The 14,889-nt window shown below is 68.1% G+C and carries 15 protein-coding genes and 1 tRNA gene; 12 read left to right on the plus strand and 4 right to left on the minus strand.

What is annotated here, in order from left to right:
• The first annotated feature begins 8 nt into the window (after positions 1-8).
• Positions 9-83: transfer RNA gene (locus BN1959_RS02095), tRNA-Val, on the plus strand.
• Between the two features lie 49 nt (positions 84-132).
• Here the strand turns inward: BN1959_RS02095 and BN1959_RS02100 are convergent.
• The gene (locus tag BN1959_RS02100) at positions 133-480 is read right to left on the minus strand and encodes a 2Fe-2S iron-sulfur cluster-binding protein (RefSeq protein WP_053947071.1); all 348 of its coding nucleotides are present in this window, start codon (positions 478-480) and stop codon (positions 133-135) included.
• Positions 481-694: 214 nt separating this feature from the next.
• Here BN1959_RS02100 and BN1959_RS02105 point away from each other — a divergent pair, with 214 nt between their 5' ends.
• A complete protein-coding gene (locus BN1959_RS02105; RefSeq protein WP_053947072.1) occupies positions 695-2,122 on the plus strand; it encodes an APC family permease in 1,428 nt (475 codons plus the stop codon).
• Positions 2,122-2,880, plus strand: a complete 759-nt coding sequence (locus tag BN1959_RS02110) for a universal stress protein (protein ID WP_079978580.1) — start codon at positions 2,122-2,124, stop codon at positions 2,878-2,880. The genes BN1959_RS02105 and BN1959_RS02110 overlap by 1 nt, the downstream gene beginning before the upstream one ends.
• A gap of 1 nt (position 2,881) precedes the next feature.
• Here the strand turns inward: BN1959_RS02110 and BN1959_RS02115 are convergent, their stop codons facing one another.
• Positions 2,882-3,481 (minus strand): DUF7344 domain-containing protein, encoded by a 600-nt coding sequence (locus tag BN1959_RS02115; RefSeq protein ID WP_237560296.1) that lies wholly within the window; start codon positions 3,479-3,481, stop codon positions 2,882-2,884.
• Between the two features lie 302 nt (positions 3,482-3,783).
• On the opposite strand from BN1959_RS02115, the gene BN1959_RS02120 reads away from it, so the two are divergent.
• Both BN1959_RS02120 and BN1959_RS02125 read left to right on the plus strand, forming a co-directional pair.
• The gene (locus BN1959_RS02120) at positions 3,784-4,560 is read left to right on the plus strand and encodes a TrmB family transcriptional regulator (protein WP_053947073.1); all 777 of its coding nucleotides are present in this window, start codon (positions 3,784-3,786) and stop codon (positions 4,558-4,560) included.
• Positions 4,561-4,599: 39 nt separating this feature from the next.
• Positions 4,600-5,463 (plus strand): hypothetical protein, encoded by an 864-nt coding sequence (locus BN1959_RS02125; protein WP_053947074.1) that lies wholly within the window; start codon positions 4,600-4,602, stop codon positions 5,461-5,463.
• A 6-nt stretch (positions 5,464-5,469) separates the two neighbouring features.
• Here BN1959_RS02125 and BN1959_RS02130 read toward each other — a convergent pair whose 3' ends face one another.
• Positions 5,470-6,039: a DUF7344 domain-containing protein gene (locus tag BN1959_RS02130; protein WP_053947075.1), complete on the minus strand. Its 570-nt coding sequence runs from the start codon at positions 6,037-6,039 to the stop codon at positions 5,470-5,472.
• Between the two features lie 376 nt (positions 6,040-6,415).
• On the opposite strand from BN1959_RS02130, the gene BN1959_RS02135 reads away from it, so the two are divergent.
• From BN1959_RS02135 to BN1959_RS02155, 5 genes are all read left to right on the plus strand, one after another.
• Positions 6,416-7,939, plus strand: coding sequence for a vWA domain-containing protein (locus BN1959_RS02135; protein ID WP_053947076.1), 1,524 nt, complete (start codon positions 6,416-6,418; stop codon positions 7,937-7,939).
• A gap of 104 nt (positions 7,940-8,043) precedes the next feature.
• On the plus strand, positions 8,044-9,378 hold the full coding sequence (locus tag BN1959_RS02140; protein ID WP_053947077.1) for a SipW-dependent-type signal peptide-containing protein: 1,335 nt from the start codon (positions 8,044-8,046) through the stop codon (positions 9,376-9,378).
• 202 nt (positions 9,379-9,580) lie between these two features.
• Positions 9,581-10,267, plus strand: coding sequence for a hypothetical protein (locus BN1959_RS02145; protein ID WP_053947078.1), 687 nt, complete (start codon positions 9,581-9,583; stop codon positions 10,265-10,267).
• Positions 10,264-11,367 (plus strand): hypothetical protein, encoded by a 1,104-nt coding sequence (locus BN1959_RS02150; RefSeq protein WP_053947079.1) that lies wholly within the window; start codon positions 10,264-10,266, stop codon positions 11,365-11,367. The genes BN1959_RS02145 and BN1959_RS02150 overlap by 4 nt, the downstream gene beginning before the upstream one ends.
• Positions 11,360-12,412 carry a signal peptidase I gene (locus BN1959_RS02155; RefSeq protein ID WP_053947080.1) on the plus strand — a complete coding sequence of 351 codons (1,053 nt, stop codon included), beginning with the start codon at positions 11,360-11,362 and terminating at the stop codon, positions 12,410-12,412. Before BN1959_RS02150 ends, BN1959_RS02155 begins: the two co-directional genes overlap by 8 nt.
• A gap of 148 nt (positions 12,413-12,560) precedes the next feature.
• Here the strand turns inward: BN1959_RS02155 and BN1959_RS14600 are convergent, their stop codons facing one another.
• Positions 12,561-12,965, minus strand: coding sequence for a hypothetical protein (locus tag BN1959_RS14600; RefSeq protein ID WP_154018207.1), 405 nt, complete (start codon positions 12,963-12,965; stop codon positions 12,561-12,563).
• A gap of 75 nt (positions 12,966-13,040) precedes the next feature.
• Between BN1959_RS14600 and BN1959_RS14605 the strand changes: the two genes are divergently transcribed.
• A complete protein-coding gene (locus BN1959_RS14605) occupies positions 13,041-13,205 on the plus strand; it encodes a hypothetical protein (RefSeq protein WP_154018208.1) in 165 nt (54 codons plus the stop codon).
• Positions 13,206-13,259: 54 nt separating this feature from the next.
• Complete coding sequence (locus BN1959_RS02165) at positions 13,260-14,882, plus strand: ABC transporter substrate-binding protein (protein WP_053947081.1); 1,623 nt, start codon at positions 13,260-13,262, stop codon at positions 14,880-14,882.
• Positions 14,883-14,889: the final 7 nt, after the last annotated feature.

A 14,889-nucleotide genomic window follows, 5' to 3' on the forward strand; every position in this document is an offset into this window, starting at 1 on the left:
GCCCAATCGGGTTGGTAGTCTAGTCCGGTTATGACACCTCCTTGACATGGAGGAGGCCGGCGGTTCAAATCCGCCCCAACCCATTTTCTGATTCCTCGCAACGACGAGCGAGCGACGAGTGTACTGCCTACACTACGACTCATCACTTCCCGACGAATCAGGCAGTAACTGCCCCCAAACCACCTTCTCCACCAGCCGCACCGTCATTTGCTCCTCAACCGTAACCCGACACGAGAGCCGAAGATACCCAAAACGCGCCGCCGCTGAATCGTGCCAGTGCGTCGGCGCCGGTCCGTCTTCGATCTCCACGCCGCACGTCCCACACAGCCCGCGGCCGCCGCAGTTGGCGTGTTTCGAGACGCGCCCGTACACCTCGAACCCGGCGTCGAGCAGCGCGTCCCGGAGCGTCCGCCCGCGTTCGACCTGAATCGTCGAGCGGTCGTCGCCGTCGACGACTGTCACGGGAACTGTCTCGGCCATACTCACCCTGGGTCCGCCACCGACGTGACTCCGTCGGGTGCCGGAACGATGCTCCGGCGGACCTTTCGACCACTGGGCGAACCACCCCGTCGTGAACCGCATCGGCGTCCCCGACGAGGCCGACCTCGACTGGATCGACGAACAGACCGCCTGATCGGTCCGCGATCCTCTCGGCCGGTGATTTCTTCTGGACACGCTGACACCACCCGTACGTATGGGAACCGAAAACGAGGGCGGCGCGAACAGGGCGGGCGAGTCCCCCGAGGCGGTCGCGCTGCCGACCGACGCCGACAGCGACACGGCCGTCACCGAGGAGGGGTCGGAGCTGGAGCGCTCGATCGGGCTGGTCGGCGGCGTCTCCATCGGCGTGGGGACGATGATCGGCGCCGGGATCTTCGTGTTCCCCGGGCTGGCCGCGGGGGAGGCGGGGCCAGCGGCCGCCGCTTCCTTCGTCATCGGCGCGATTATCGCCCTGCTAGTGGCGCTGCCCGCCTCCGAACTCGCGACGGCGATGCCGAAATCCGGCGGCGGCTACTACTTCATCTCGCGGGCGCTCGGGTCGCTCCCGGGCGCCGTCGTCGGTATCAGCATCTGGCTGGGGTTGGTGTTCGCGGCCGCGTTCTACCTCGTCAGCTTCGGGAGCTACGCCGCCGCGCTGCTCGCGGAGGCCGGCATCCCGATCGGCGGCCTCCCGGTCGTCGACGCGCTCGCGCTGGGGTTCGGCCTGCTGCTCACCGCGCTGAACCTCTTCGGCACCGAGAACGCCGCGAAGCTCCAGAACTACGTGGTCGGCCTGCTGCTGACCATTCTCGTTATCTTCCTCGGCTACGGTGGCCTCGACGCGCTGGGCGTGTTCGGCACCACGAGTACGCCCGAGACGTTCATGCCGTTCGGGCTGCTGCCGGTGTTCTCTACCGCCGCGCTGGTGTTCACCTCCTACCTCGGCTTCGCGCAGGTCGCGACTGTCGCCGGCGACATCAAGGACCCCGGCCGAAACCTCCCGCTGGCGATGGTCGGCTCGGTGCTGATCGTCGCTGTGCTGTACGTCTTCACCATCTTCGTCGCGACCAGCGCGTTCGGCAGCGGCCGGCTCTCGGGGTTCGGCGAGACCGCTATCGTCGAGGTGGCCCGCGCGTTCGGCGGCGACCTGGGCGCGCTGGCGATCCTGCTCGGCGGCCTACTCGCGACTGTTTCGAGCGCCAACGCGTCGATTCTCTCCACCTCGCGGGCGGTGTTCGCGGTCAGTAAGGACGCGCTGCTGCCGCAGTTCGCGAGCCGCGTGAATCTCCAGTACGGCACGCCCCACGTCGCGCTGTCGATGGCGGGCGGCCCGGTGCTGGTGCTGGTCGCCCTCGGCGAGGTCGAACTGCTCGCGGAGGTGGCCTCCTTCCTCCACTTGGTGATGTACGGGCTGATCTGCGTCGCGCTGATCGCGATGCGCCGCGACGAGCCGGAGTGGTACGACCCCGAGTTTCGGGTGCCCGCCTACCGGGTTGTCGCGGGGATCGGGGCGCTCGCGAGCTTCGGGCTGATCGCGTTCATGGAGCGTGAGTCACAGATCATCGGCGCCGCGATCATGGTCGCGGCCGCCGGGTGGTACAAGTACTACGCCGACGACGTGCGACTCAGAGGGGTGCTGTAATGATCGAGAACGAACCTACACCCGCGGAGATCATGGCTGAGGCGTCGTTCGCGATCCGCGAGCCGCCGAAAGTGCTCGTCCCCGTCGAGGTGCTCGAAGGCGAGTCCGTCTCGGCCTCACTGGTCGAGTTCCTCGCGCCCGCCGAGGTGGTGCTGCTTGGCTACCACGTCCTGCCCGAGCAGACGCCCACCGAGCAGGCGAGCATGCAGTTCGAAGACCGGGCACGTACCGCCATCGACGACATCGCCGCGGCGTTCCGCGAGGAAGGCCGAGAGGTCGAGACCCGGGTCGCGTTCACCCACGACCGCGACGCGACGGTCGACCGCGTCGCCGCCGAGACCGACGCCACGGCGGTGCTGCTCCCCAACCCCGTCGGCGCCGTCGAGGACGTCGTCGTCCCGATCCGCGGCGCTATCGACGTCGATCGACTCGCAGATCTGGTCGCGACGCTACTCGCGGGCCGCGAGGGGTCAGTCACGCTGTGGGGGATCGACACCGGCGGCGAGTTCGACGCCGCCGCGGCCGTCGAGCGCGCCCGCGAGACGCTGGCCGAGCGCGGCCTCGCGACCGAACGCGTCCACACCGAGATCAGCGAGACCAACTCGCCGGTCCGCGCGGTCGTCGACCGCTCGGGCGAGTTCGACGTGATCGTGATGGGCGAGGGCGGCCCCGGACTACTGGCCTCGCTGTTCGGCGATGACGCCGAACGGGTCGCCGAGGGCGCCGTCGCGCCCGTGCTCGTCGTCCGTGACCGGTAGATCAGGACAGCACGCGGCTCCGGCGCGTACGGATCATGTGGACCGCCGCCGAGAGGCCAAACACCGAGACGACGAGCAGGCTGGCGACGCCCGGCGACAGCGCAGCGAACGGCGGAAAGCTGACGACGACGGCGACCAGGAACACGAACGTGAGCGCCGAGAGACCGAGGAAGTAATCGCTCCAGGGAACGTCGTCCCCGCTGACGATCTCGAGATACGCGTCCAGCGTCTCCCCCTCCTCTGTCAGGCGGACGTCCCCCCGGTTCTGCTCGTACTCGACGACGCCGTACTCGTCCATCTTCGGCAGGTGTGATTGGTAGAGCGACGTGTACACCCGTTTGCGCTGTTTGTAGGTCACAGCGGCCTCCTCGACGCCGTTCTCCCACGCCGCGATCTCCGTGGCGAGTTCGCGGACCGTCGCCTCGTCGTCGGCGTGGCTCCGGAGGTAGTACAGCACCAACCGTCGTCGCCGGTTCGAGAGCAGTTCGAACACGCGGTCCCGCGAAAACGACTGTGTCGGCGTTTCCGGACAGTGTTCGGAGCTCGGCGGCAGTTCAGCCGTACGATCGGTCGTCTCGTCGACCTGGGTGATCTGTCCCATTCATCTACTCGCCGTACCACTTTGTGGCAGCCGGCGGTCCCACTGTTATTACGCGACACTCTGTCCCGTTCGGGAACGTCGTCGCACTGTCGGTACGCCCGGTCAACTTATGTGTCGTGTGAGGCACGTAACGATCCATCGGCGCCAACACCATCAAATATACTGAATTTCACTCCCGTAGTCAATTTTGAGTATCAAAGTGAATCGAATTTCCCACTGATTAATTATCAGGAACAAAGACATCTGGGTGCCCATACCTATGTACTTCCGGTCGTAGATTAGCTATCGGAGGGTGGTTGAACGTGTACTCCGAAGACCCAACCGACGACGCGGTGGATCTCCTACAGCAGTTCGGGCTGAAGGAGTACGAGACGAGATGTTTCGTCGCGCTCTCGCAGCTGTCGACCGGCACCGCCAAGCAGATCGCCGCGACCGCCGACGTGCCGAAGACGCGGGTGTACGATTCTGTGCGCGTGCTCGAGGCACGCGGGCTCGCGAAGGTCCAGCACACGACTCCGCGGCGGTTTCGGACCGTCAGTATCGACGAGGCGATGGCGACTCTCCGAGCCCAGTACGAGAACCGGATCGAGCGACTGACTCATGCGCTGGAACGACTCCGAGAGGAGCAGCCCAGCCACGTTTCGGACACGAAGGAGGTCTGGTCGCTCGTCGGCACGGAGGCCATCCGGAGCCGGGTCGCCCGGCTGATCAACGACGCCGACGACGTGGTCGTGGTGATCGTCGGCGACGAGAGTCACCTGACCGACGAGTTGCTCGACAGAATCGACGGGGTCGACGACGTGGAGGTCGTCGTGGTGGTGCTGACCGGCGAGGCGGAGCGGCGCGTTCGCAAGCACGCGCCACTGGTACGGACAGCCATCTCGACGTTCGATTGGATGCCCGACGGCAGTGGTGCGGGCGGCGTGGCCGTCGGCACAGTATTGCTCGTCGACGACTCCCACGCGTTGGTCAGCACCATCATGCCGGACGGGGAGGAACGGGCGGTGATCGGCACTGCCCACCACAACGGACTGGTCGCGCTCGTCTACCAGCTGACCGACCTCGCGATCGACCGGTAGGCAGCCGATAACTACGGCGACTCCTGCCGCCGGGGAGGTATGGGCACTTCGACCGTGAACCGCCTCGAGCGTGCGACCGGGGTCGCGGCACTCAAACATCCCGAGTACACCGGCCCGAACCGCTGCTGGCCCTGTACGCTGTTGAACCTCGCCATCGCCGCCCTGCTGTCGCTCGCCGTCGCGGCCGCGACGACGCTGTGGGTCCCGGATACGGGCGTCGCGACTCTCACTGGGAGTATCGTCGCCGTCCTCTCGGTCGTCGTGGTCTACTTCCGTGGCTATCTCGTCCCAGGGACGCCGGCGCTGACTCGTCGCTACTTCCCGGCGTGGCTGCTCGACTGGTTCGGAAAGCCCCCTGCTCGTACACACACGGCGGTCGACCCCCGAGCGACGCTGGTGTCGATGGGCGTACTCGTCGACGACCTCGCCGCGGAGGACGTCGTGCTCGACGCCGCGTTCGCAGCAGCGTGGCAGGAGCGTATCACGGCGTACTGGGACGACGAGGACGCGGTTCGGGCGACGGTCGCCGAACTCGCTGGAACCACCCGAGACCGTGTGGAGTTCGAGTCCTACCCCGAGATGCTGGTCGCCTTCGACGGCCCGGACCGAATCGCGTCCTGGGAGTCCCGTCCAGCGTGTGTCGCCGACGCAGCGGCGGCGACGACGCTTCCGGCGTTCGATTCGACGTGGGAGCAGCGCCCGCTCGCGATCCGGGCGGAACTGCTCGGCGCACTCAGGCTGTTCGTGGAGACGTGTCCGGCCTGCGGCGGGACGGTGTCGCTCCGAACCGAGGTGGTCGAATCCTGCTGTTCGAGCCGGGACGTGATCGCTGCGACCTGTGTGTCCTGTGACGCCCGACTGTTCGAGGTCGACGCCCCACCGGACCTGCTGGCGGCAGGCTGAGCCGGCTCACCACCGACCGAGTAGGCGTCGAACCAGTTCAGTCCACCCTCGGACCGTCTCGACGACGTACCACCGTGCCGCCCAGAGCTGAACGGCGACGGAGGCCGCGAGCACGAGTAGTGAGCCACTGGCCCAGAGCAGTGGATCCACGGCCGAGACGACCGGCACGTCCGCCATCGAGGTCACCACGAACGTCAGCGCCACCGCCGCGAGCGCGCGGTAGTACTCGTCCCAGGTAACGCCGTACGGTGTCGCGACCGACATGTACACGTTCACGTCACTGGCGCGGGGGCGGAGCGACACTTCGGCGGACTCGCGGTCGTAACACACGACGCCCAGTTCATCCAGTTTCGGGAGGTGGGTCTGGTGGAGCGAGCTGTACACGCTCTCCCGCAGCGCCCGCGGCGGCGGCGACGTGCCGGCTTCGGCGGCGGCGACAGCCTCCGAGAGTTCCCGGAGACCGATCGTCGTCGGGATCGCGCCGTCGGCCAGTTGGTGCAGCGTCTCCCGTCGCCGACGGTTCGCCAGGATTTCGTAGATCTCGGACTCGGGAAGCGTGTTTCGTCTGAGTCGCATGAGTCGCTTACCCGCCCGTTCGTTTGTACGACCGTGGTTATGGCTGGCGTACCGTCGGCTTCCCCTCGCCAGCCGGGATTCGTCGACGATTCGAGCGCAGTCGCGTGGTTCTCGACGATCTGGCTCTCCCTGACAAGGTGGTTGCTGTACCCACACGACACGTTCGGGGGTCCCATCCCGTCGCGATCCGGCCTCGAACGGGAGGTTAGCTGGTCGAACGACGGGTTCGACTGCGCTGCTAGGTCGCTCCCTGCTGTCGATTTCGTCGTTCGATGGTGGCGTGCTCGCTCGTAACTAATCCCCTCCCAGAAGTTGGTGTCGCTAACCGAGCGAGGGTCCGTCCCGGCGTGGGGCACCCAGCGTTCGGGAGCAAACCATGACCGACGACGACAACCCGATCCGACTGTCGCGGCGCAAAGTACTAGGAGGCCTCGGCGGTGTCGGCCTCGCCTCTGCAGGTGCGGGGCTCGGCACCACGGCGTACTTCAGCGACCAGGAATCGTTCACCGACAACTCCCTGACAGCCGGGGAGCTCGACCTCAAACTCGACTACAAGTCCACGTACGCGGGCGGCCCCGGGCGTCTCGAGGAGATCGACGCGCTCTACCCCGACTTCGACGTCGAGGAGATCGACGATGGCGTCTACCTCACCGGCGAAGTCCCCAACGCGGGTGACAACCCCGGCGGATGGCCCGGCGCTATCGAGGACTGGGATCTCTGCGATCCCGAGCTGAACCTCGTCGACGGTGAGGGGGTTCCGGTGTTCAACCTCGAGGACGTGAAGCCGGGGGACATGGGGGAGGTCACCATCAGCCTCCACATCTGTGACAACCCCTCGTGGCTCTGGATGAGCGGTGAGCTCACCGAGAACGCCCAGAACGGCTTCTCCGAGCCGGAGGAGGAGGCGCTTCTGGAGGAGTACGAGGAGCTGCCGGAGGCGGGACAGCTCGCCGATGCCGTCGACGTCACGATGTGGTACGACGAGGACTGTGACAACGTCTACGAGCCCGGCGGCGAGGGCGAGCCGGTCTGTGTCCAGCTCGTGCTCGACGCCTCGGGCTCGATGAACGGCACTCGGAACCAGCAGACGATCAACGGCGCGAAGGAGCTTGCCGAGCGCATCCTCGACGACGGCCCGGACGGCAGCCGCGTCGGTGTGACTTTCTTCAGCGCCGACGGCTACGACGAAAGCGCGCAGGTCGTCCAGCCGCTGACGGACGATCTCGCGACCGTAGAGAACGCCATCGACACGCTCCCCGCCAACGGCGACAACACCGCGATCGGCGAGGGTATCCAGACCGCACAGAACGACTCGCTGGTCAACTGCGGCGAGGACGAGTCGCCGATCATGGTCGTCATGACCGACGGTGGGAACAACGCCGGCACCGACCCCGGCGACGCCGCGGACGCTGCACAGGGTGAAAGCACCGAGATATTCGCCCTCGGGGCTGGTGGCGCCACCGAGAGTACCCTGGAAGAAATCGCGAGCGACCCCGTCGAGGACCACGTCTTCACGTCCACGACCGACGAGGCCATCGACCAGGCGTTCGCCCAGATCGCGGAGGTGATCGTCGGCGAGACGATCATTCTCGAAGGTTCGCTCGCCGACGTGATGGCGGAGCTGGAGGAGGGGATCCCCCTCGACGGCAACCGCGCGACCGAACAGCGCGACCCGTTCAACGGCGGGGTGACCCAGTGTCTGGGCTTCGAGTGGGAGGTCCCGGCCGATGTCGGCAACGAGATCCAGACGGACTCGGTGATGTTCGACATCGGGCTCTACGCCGAGCAGTCGCGACACAACGACGATCCGACGAACCCGTTCAACGAGACGGCGACAGCGACCGAGACGCCGACACCGACCACGACGTCGACGCCCGGTGGGAACTCCTCGCAGAGCTGAACACCCGTCCACGACCACGCTCCGTGGACGGGGCCGCGAGGCCCGGGTCCCCCCCGTCGGTTCGACTCCGGCGGCGGAGCTTCCCCGCGAGGGGAGCGACAACCATGAAAGACGACAACCCGATCCGACTCTCCCGCCGCAAGATGCTCGGTGGCGTCGGCGCCATCGGCCTCGCGAGCGCGGGCGCCGGACTCGGTACGACGGCGTACTTCAGCGACGAGGAATCGTTCACCGACAACAGCCTGACCGCCGGCGAGCTCGACCTACTCGTCCACGTCGACTACTCGGAGGACCAGGGCAGCTACGCCCAGTACAGCACGCCCGACGGCACGTACATCGACGGCGGCGTCGTCGGCGGCCAGGAGGACGGTGAACCGCTCCAGATCGAGGTCTCCGACCTGAAGCCGGGCGACTCCGGCGAGGCCGAGTTCTGTTTCTCCATCGTCGACAACCCGGCGTACATGTGGATGTGCGGCGAGCTGACCGACGACGACGAGAACGGACAGACCGAACCCGAGGCCGAGGTCGACGACTCCGGTGGCGACCCCGGCGAGGGCGAGGGCGAACTCGCGGACGCCATGCAGGTGACGCTCTCGTACTGCTCCGAGGAGGACGGCGAGACCGTCATCGGTGAGGAGATCGTCTCCGATTCGCTGGGGGACGTGATGCTCGCGCTCCAGTCTGGCGTCCCGCTCTCCGGCGACGGCGACGCGGACACTCCGATCGACGACCGTGAGCCCTTCGAGGGCGTCGAGTCGGCTTTCGACGACGAGGAACCCAACACCGCCGAGCAGTGCGTCTGCGTCAGCTGGGAAGTCCCGACCGACGTCGGCAACGAGATTCAGACGGACTCGGTGATGTTCGACTTCGAGTTCTACGCCGAGCAGGCCCGCCACAACGACGGCACGACCAACCCCTGCGTCGACGAGACCGTCGTCACGGAGTACGACAACGACTGGAAGGGCCAGACCCTCGGTAACCCGACCGACGGCAGTGTCTACACCGGCGTCTCCTACGGGGAGGACCAGACCGTCCTGAGCTTCACTTTCGTGGACGACGACGACGGCACCGACTTCCTCGACACGGCGGACTACTCCAGTACGAACCTCCCGGTCGCCGTCGACGCCGACGCCGACGGGACCCACGACTGGCAGCTAATCTGGCAGCCGAACGCCGGCTTCCCGGACGACCCGTTTGGCTACAAGGAGAACACCGGCGGAAGCTACGGTTCGTCCCAGTCGCTCCCGGCCGGGTTCTCCGCGCTGAAGGTCGGCAACACGATCTCGTTCGGGATCCCGAACAGCGAGCTCTCCTCGACCTTCCGCGTGCTCGGGTACGGGAGCACGGGTGGCGAGGGTCCGGTGGCGAAGGTCAACGCCGACCCCACGGTCGGCCCGGACTGGTTCAACAGCGCCAACGCGGTGGAGTTCACCGAGTAAAGCCCGACGACCACCTCCCACACCGGATCCGCGCGGGTGGCCGGGACGGCGGTTCGACTCCGCCGGTGGGGTTCCCGTAGGGGAGACCAACCATGTCCGACATCACGAACAGCCGACTGCCCGCTCTACGGCTCACACCCGGTAGGGAGTCTATTCATATCGTTACACCCCTCCTAGGTGTCCCCGAGGGAGACCCGTACTGATGACCCACGACGGTCCCGACGTCAGCCGCCGACGCCTCCTCGCGAGCGCCGGCGCCGTCGGCATGGGGGCGTTCGGCGGCGCCGTCGGCGTCGCCGACAGTGTCACGCACGAGCCGCGCGAGTACAGCCACTACACCTACGCCGGCACGCCGGCCCAGATCGAGGGGACGGAGACTGCGGGCTCCCGGCTCCGGGTCGCGTGGGAGAGCCGCTACAACGGCGAGCCGGTGGCTGCAAGCGGCGACGGCCCCGAGTACGTCGCCGACGCGGCCGGACCGCTGTTCACGGCGCCGGACGTGCTCCCCGGGGACTACGGCACCGCGAGTATTCGACTCACTGCCGAGGGTGAAGAGCCAGTCAGCGTTCGACTCGTTCCTGCTGTACAGGGGTCGCTCGCGGCGGCCGTCTCGATCCGGCTGGGGTACGACACCGGGATCTTCGGAATCGGCGCCTGCGATGGCGTCGACGACCCCGACGACGTGGTCGGCGACGTGACGATGTCGCTCGCGGCGTTCGGCGACACGTACGGCGACGACGGCCTGTCGTTGAACCCGGACTGTCTCGACCCGGGCGAGGAGCTCTGTCTCGGCTTCGGCTGGGAGTTTCCCGCGACCGCGGCCAACGAGTGGCAGCGGACGACGACCGCCTTTGAGCTCGCGTTCTACGCCGAGGGGTGTTCGGAATGACTGCTGAGCGCCCCCCGGGTGTCCCCACACGACGGCAGCTACTGGCGGGGCTGGGGACGCTCGGCGTCGCGAGCACACTCGGCGGCGGCGCCGCGTCGGCGCTGCTCGCCGACTCGGAGGGGGCAAGCGGAACGATCACGGCGGGTGACGTGTCGCTGACCGTCGACTGCCCGGACTGCGTCACGACGCCGAACGGCGTCGCGTTCGACGTCTCGGTGGATCCCGGCGAGAGCGGATCGACGACGCTCTCGGTCCTCCCCGGCGGCAACCCCGTCCGGCTGTGGGCTCGAACGACCTGTCCCCCGGTCAGTGACGCGTTCGCGGGGGCGCTCGAGGTGACGCTCGGGCTCGACGCCGACTGCGACGGCGAGACCGAGTCGACGCTGTTCACGGGGTCGTTGGCCGAATTCCAGCGCTCGTTCGTCGACGGTCGTCGGCTCACCGGCGCGGAGCCGTGTCTCCCCGCGGACGAGTCGCTGTGTCTCGACCTCGCGTGGGAGCTCCCCGCTGGCGCGAGCCTTCCCGCATCGACGACGACGCTCGCCTTCGAGTTCTACGCCGAGCAGTGCCGCCACCAGCCGGAGTCGGCGGTGACCAACCCGTTCGCGGGCACCGATCCATGCCCCGAGGAGCTGGACTGCCCGGCGTGTGTCGAACTCGGCAAGATCGACGTACAGGGCGACCGGCTGACTGTCGGCGAGTCGTACGCCTTCGCCGAAGTGGGCGAGCAGTACCTCGACGACGGCCACGAGTACGCGCTCGAGGTGCTGTCGGTCACCGACGTGGGTCAGCCCCCGGAAACCGTCGGCGCCGGCTTCCGGCTGCTCCGGGACAGTACGCCCGCCGACGACCTGCGGATCTGCGCGGTCGCGGTCGGGGGCGGGCGTCCGAACCCGAGCGGCAGCCCGTCGGACCCCGACGCCCGGGTCGCCCGCTACACGTTCGACCCGCCGACCTCGTCGACCCCCGGACAGGTGTACGCAGCCCACGGCGCGTACAAGGACGACCCGATGAGCCAGCCGGACGACGAGCGGCCAGCGATCAGCAACATCACCGTCTCCGTCTGTGCCGACGGGACGGCGGAGGAGACCGATGACTGAAACAGACGATACGACCGACTCACGCACCGATACGGAAGTTATCACGACGCCGCCCGAGAACTCGCCCGACGAGCAGTCGCGGCCCGATTCCCCGGGAGACGAGCCGGACGATTCCCGACGTGTGACGCTCCGCCGGGGGCTGAACGCCCTCGGGGTCGTCCTGCTGCTCGCCGTCGTCGCGCCGTTCGTGGTGTACGCGGTTCCCGGCGTCGTTGGTGCGGATGCGAGCTTCGTCGTCCTGAGCGGCAGCATGGAGCCGGCGATCTCCGCGGGCGACGTGGTCGTCGTTGAGTCGGTGCCGCCTGCGACGGTCGCGGTCGACGACGTGATCACCTACTCCCGGAGCGAGGAGGCCGCGACCGTGACCCACCGCGTCATCGACATCGAGGGGACCGGCGACGGGCGCGTGTTCTACACCAAAGGCGACGCGAACGAGGACCCCGATCAGCGGCCGGTCCCCGCCTCGGCGCTCGTCGGCACCGTCGTGCTCACCATCCCCTACATCGGCTACGTGATCCAGTTCGTCGGCACCACCACCGGGTTCGCACTGCTGGTCGTCCTCCCGTTCGCCGCGCTGCTGATCTCCGAGGTCGCGATGTTCCTCCGACGCAGGCGGAAGGGAGAGACAGGCGCCGAGCGGACGACGAGCGAGCGACGGCCGCCGTCGGACGTAGCGGCCGCGGCGCCACACGCTCCGCAGCGAAACAGTGACGCTCCCGTCAGAGAGGCGCCTGCCCACACGGAGGATCGGTCGGCGGAGCAGTCCATGGAGTCGGCCGACGCCGTCGAAATCTCGTCGACGGACATGGTCCTCACACTGGGCGTGCTCGGGGCGGTCCTGCCCTACGCCGTCTACGTCGCCGTCGAGCAGCAGTCGGCGCTCTCGATCGGCGTCGCCGTCGGGTTCGGCACGGCGTTCGTGCTGCTGGCCGGCGTGTTCCTCACGACCCGGCTCCGTGAGCGCTCGCAGGGCGACCCCGCCCGGTCACCCCCGGCCGAACCCACGGCAGCAAGTGACGGCGGAGTGCCGGAGGAGGAACCATGAGCGCCCGAAACCGCCGTCTCGCGACGACCGCGCTGCTCTGCGTGATGGTCGTCGTCGCCGGGAGCGGGCTCGGTGCCGAGGCGGTCGCGCTCTTGACTGCCACCGAGACCGTGACGGGGACGTTCTCCACCAACGGTACTGCCGACGATCAGTCGACCGGGACCGCGATCCCGACGGGAACTCCAGTCGAAACCGCAGTGCTGAACGGGACCGAAACATCGAACGGAACGGAAACCGCGACGGCCACGGCGACTGACACGCCGACGCCCGTCGAAACTCCGACGGCCACAGCGACGCCGACAGCGACTGAGACAGCGACGGCAGCACCGAACGGAACCGAGACAGCGACGGCCACAGCAACACCGATACCGACCGAGACGCCGACGGTGACCTCGACGCCGACAGCGACCGAACCGTCGACGGCGACCCCGACGCCGACAGCGACCGAACCGTCGACGGCGACCCCGACGCCAACACCGACCGAGACGGCAACGACCACAGCAACGCCGACAGCCACTGAAACGACCACAGCCACGCCGACACCGACACCCACGGCCACCGGAACGCCGGCGGCGAATGCGACCGCGATCGGTCGCGTCGACGGGCCGCTTCCGGGGGGCGGCTGATCGTGCCGCCCCCGCTCGGCAGGTGGTGCCGGTCGTCGCTGCGCCGGTGCGTTCTCGTCAGCTTCGCGGCCGGCGGTCGTTCCTCGGTCTCGAAGCGCGTGGTGCTGTACCTGCTCTCGTTCCTCCTGCTCGCCGCGCTGGTCGTGGGCTGGCTGCTCCACCTGTAGCGTCGTGGGGCTACCGCGGAAGCTTTACCCTCCGCGGTGTTGCCTCCGGTAACGATGGCAAAGGATACCGCGACCGACCGACGCAAATTCCTCTCGGCGGTCGGCGGCGCGGCGGCGGCAGCGATGGCCGGCTGTACCGGCGGCGACGGCACGCCCACCGACGACACCGACGTGCCGTCCGCGACCGAGTCGGCGTCGACGCCTGAGGGCGGCCCCCAGCCGGGCGGCACCCTCCGGGTCGGCTTCGAGTCCGAACTCACCGGACTCGACCCCCACCAGACCGAGAGCGTCGTCTCTTGGGTCGTCGTGTTCAACGTCTGCGAGACGCTGCTCACCTTCGAGGACGGCGCGCCCGCGGGCCGGCTCGCGACCGACTGGGAGATCGGCGACGACGGCCGCACGTACACGTTCACGCTGACGGAGGACGCCCGGTTCCACCCGCCGGTCGACCGCGGCATGACCGCCGAGGACGTGGTGTACTCCTTCGAGCGGATGAACCAGGAGGCGGCGATGGGGGCGGACCTCTCAGCCGTCGACTCCGTCGAAGCCACCGGCGAGTACGAGGTCACCTTCACCCTCGCGGAGACGTTCGCCCCCTTCTTCAGCTTCCTCGGGCGCGTCCCGTGGGTCGTCGTCCCCGAGGAAGCTGTCGAGGAGCAGGGCGGTGAGCTCGGTGAGTTCCAGGAGCCCGTGGGGACGGGTCCGTTCCGGTTCGAGGAGCACGAGCCCGGCGAGCAGCTCACGCTCGCGGCGTTCGACGACTACCGCGACGAGGACGCCCCGCTGCTCGACGCCGTCGAGATCACCCCGATCCCGGACGCAGACTCCCGGGTCGCCGCGCTGCGGGCCGACGACGTGGACATGGTCCGCGGCGTCTCCGGCAGCGACGCGGGGACGCTGCGGGACGACGACGAGACGAAGCTCTCCCGGCAGCAGGGCACCGAGTGGGGGCAGGTCCACATCAACTGCAGCGAGCCGCCGTGGGACGAGCCCGCGGTCCGCCGCGCGGTCGCCCACGCGATCGACCGGGAATCGATCGTCGAGGCCGCCGTCTCGGGCTACGGGCAGGCGGCGTGGCAGCCCTACGCCGAGGACAGCATCTGGCACTACGACCTCGGCGACAGCCGGCGCACCCACGACCCCGAGCGCGCCCGCGAGATCCTCGACGAGGCCGGCAACCCTCTCGAGGGCGAGACGCTGACGATCAAGACCAACTCCCGCTACGGGCTGATGGAGACCACCGCGGACCTGCTGGTCGCCCAACTCTCGGAAGCCGGCATCGACGCCGAGACCGAGACGCTGGAGTGGGCGACCCAGCTTTCGGACTTCGTCGGCGGCAACTTCGGCGCGATGGCCTTTTCGGTCCCGTTCAAGATCGACCCCGACCGCCACTACTTCGGGTTCATCCACCCCGAGGGGACACAGTTCAACCACTACGGCGAGGATCAGCCCGACGCCGAACGGATGTACGAACTCTTAGAGCAGGGTCGCAGCGAGACCGACGAGGAGGCCCGCGTCGAGACGTACACCGAGTTCGAGAAGCTCGTCAACGAGCACTGCCCGTGGATCTCGGTCGCCCGCGCCGACGGCATCTCGGGGCTGCGCTCGAACGTCTACGGCGTCCAGCCGTGGCTGCTACCGTACACCCGCTACTGGACGATGTGGAAGGGGAAGTGAGCGTCGA

It is taken from the genome of Halolamina sediminis, assembly GCF_001282785.1.
GTDB classification, from domain to species: domain Archaea; phylum Halobacteriota; class Halobacteria; order Halobacteriales; family Haloferacaceae; genus Halolamina; species Halolamina sediminis.

What these genes read in the sequence shown, in the direction of transcription:
- BN1959_RS02100 (WP_053947071.1), bottom strand. Translation starts at nt 480, where the DNA reads ATGGCCGAGACAGTTCCCGTGACAGTCGTCGACGGCGACGACCGCTCG.
- BN1959_RS02105 (WP_053947072.1), top strand. Translation starts at nt 695, where the DNA reads ATGGGAACCGAAAACGAGGGCGGCGCGAACAGGGCGGGCGAGTCCCCC.
- BN1959_RS02110 (WP_079978580.1), top strand. Translation starts at nt 2,122, where the DNA reads ATGATCGAGAACGAACCTACACCCGCGGAGATCATGGCTGAGGCGTCG.
- BN1959_RS02115 (WP_237560296.1), bottom strand. Translation starts at nt 3,481, where the DNA reads ATGGGACAGATCACCCAGGTCGACGAGACGACCGATCGTACGGCTGAA.
- BN1959_RS02125 (WP_053947074.1), top strand. Translation starts at nt 4,600, where the DNA reads ATGGGCACTTCGACCGTGAACCGCCTCGAGCGTGCGACCGGGGTCGCG.
- BN1959_RS02130 (WP_053947075.1), bottom strand. Translation starts at nt 6,039, where the DNA reads ATGCGACTCAGACGAAACACGCTTCCCGAGTCCGAGATCTACGAAATC.
- BN1959_RS02135 (WP_053947076.1), top strand. Translation starts at nt 6,416, where the DNA reads ATGACCGACGACGACAACCCGATCCGACTGTCGCGGCGCAAAGTACTA.
- BN1959_RS02140 (WP_053947077.1), top strand. Translation starts at nt 8,044, where the DNA reads ATGAAAGACGACAACCCGATCCGACTCTCCCGCCGCAAGATGCTCGGT.
- BN1959_RS02145 (WP_053947078.1), top strand. Translation starts at nt 9,581, where the DNA reads ATGACCCACGACGGTCCCGACGTCAGCCGCCGACGCCTCCTCGCGAGC.
- BN1959_RS02150 (WP_053947079.1), top strand. Translation starts at nt 10,264, where the DNA reads ATGACTGCTGAGCGCCCCCCGGGTGTCCCCACACGACGGCAGCTACTG.
- BN1959_RS02155 (WP_053947080.1), top strand. Translation starts at nt 11,360, where the DNA reads ATGACTGAAACAGACGATACGACCGACTCACGCACCGATACGGAAGTT.
- BN1959_RS02165 (WP_053947081.1), top strand. Translation starts at nt 13,260, where the DNA reads ATGGCAAAGGATACCGCGACCGACCGACGCAAATTCCTCTCGGCGGTC.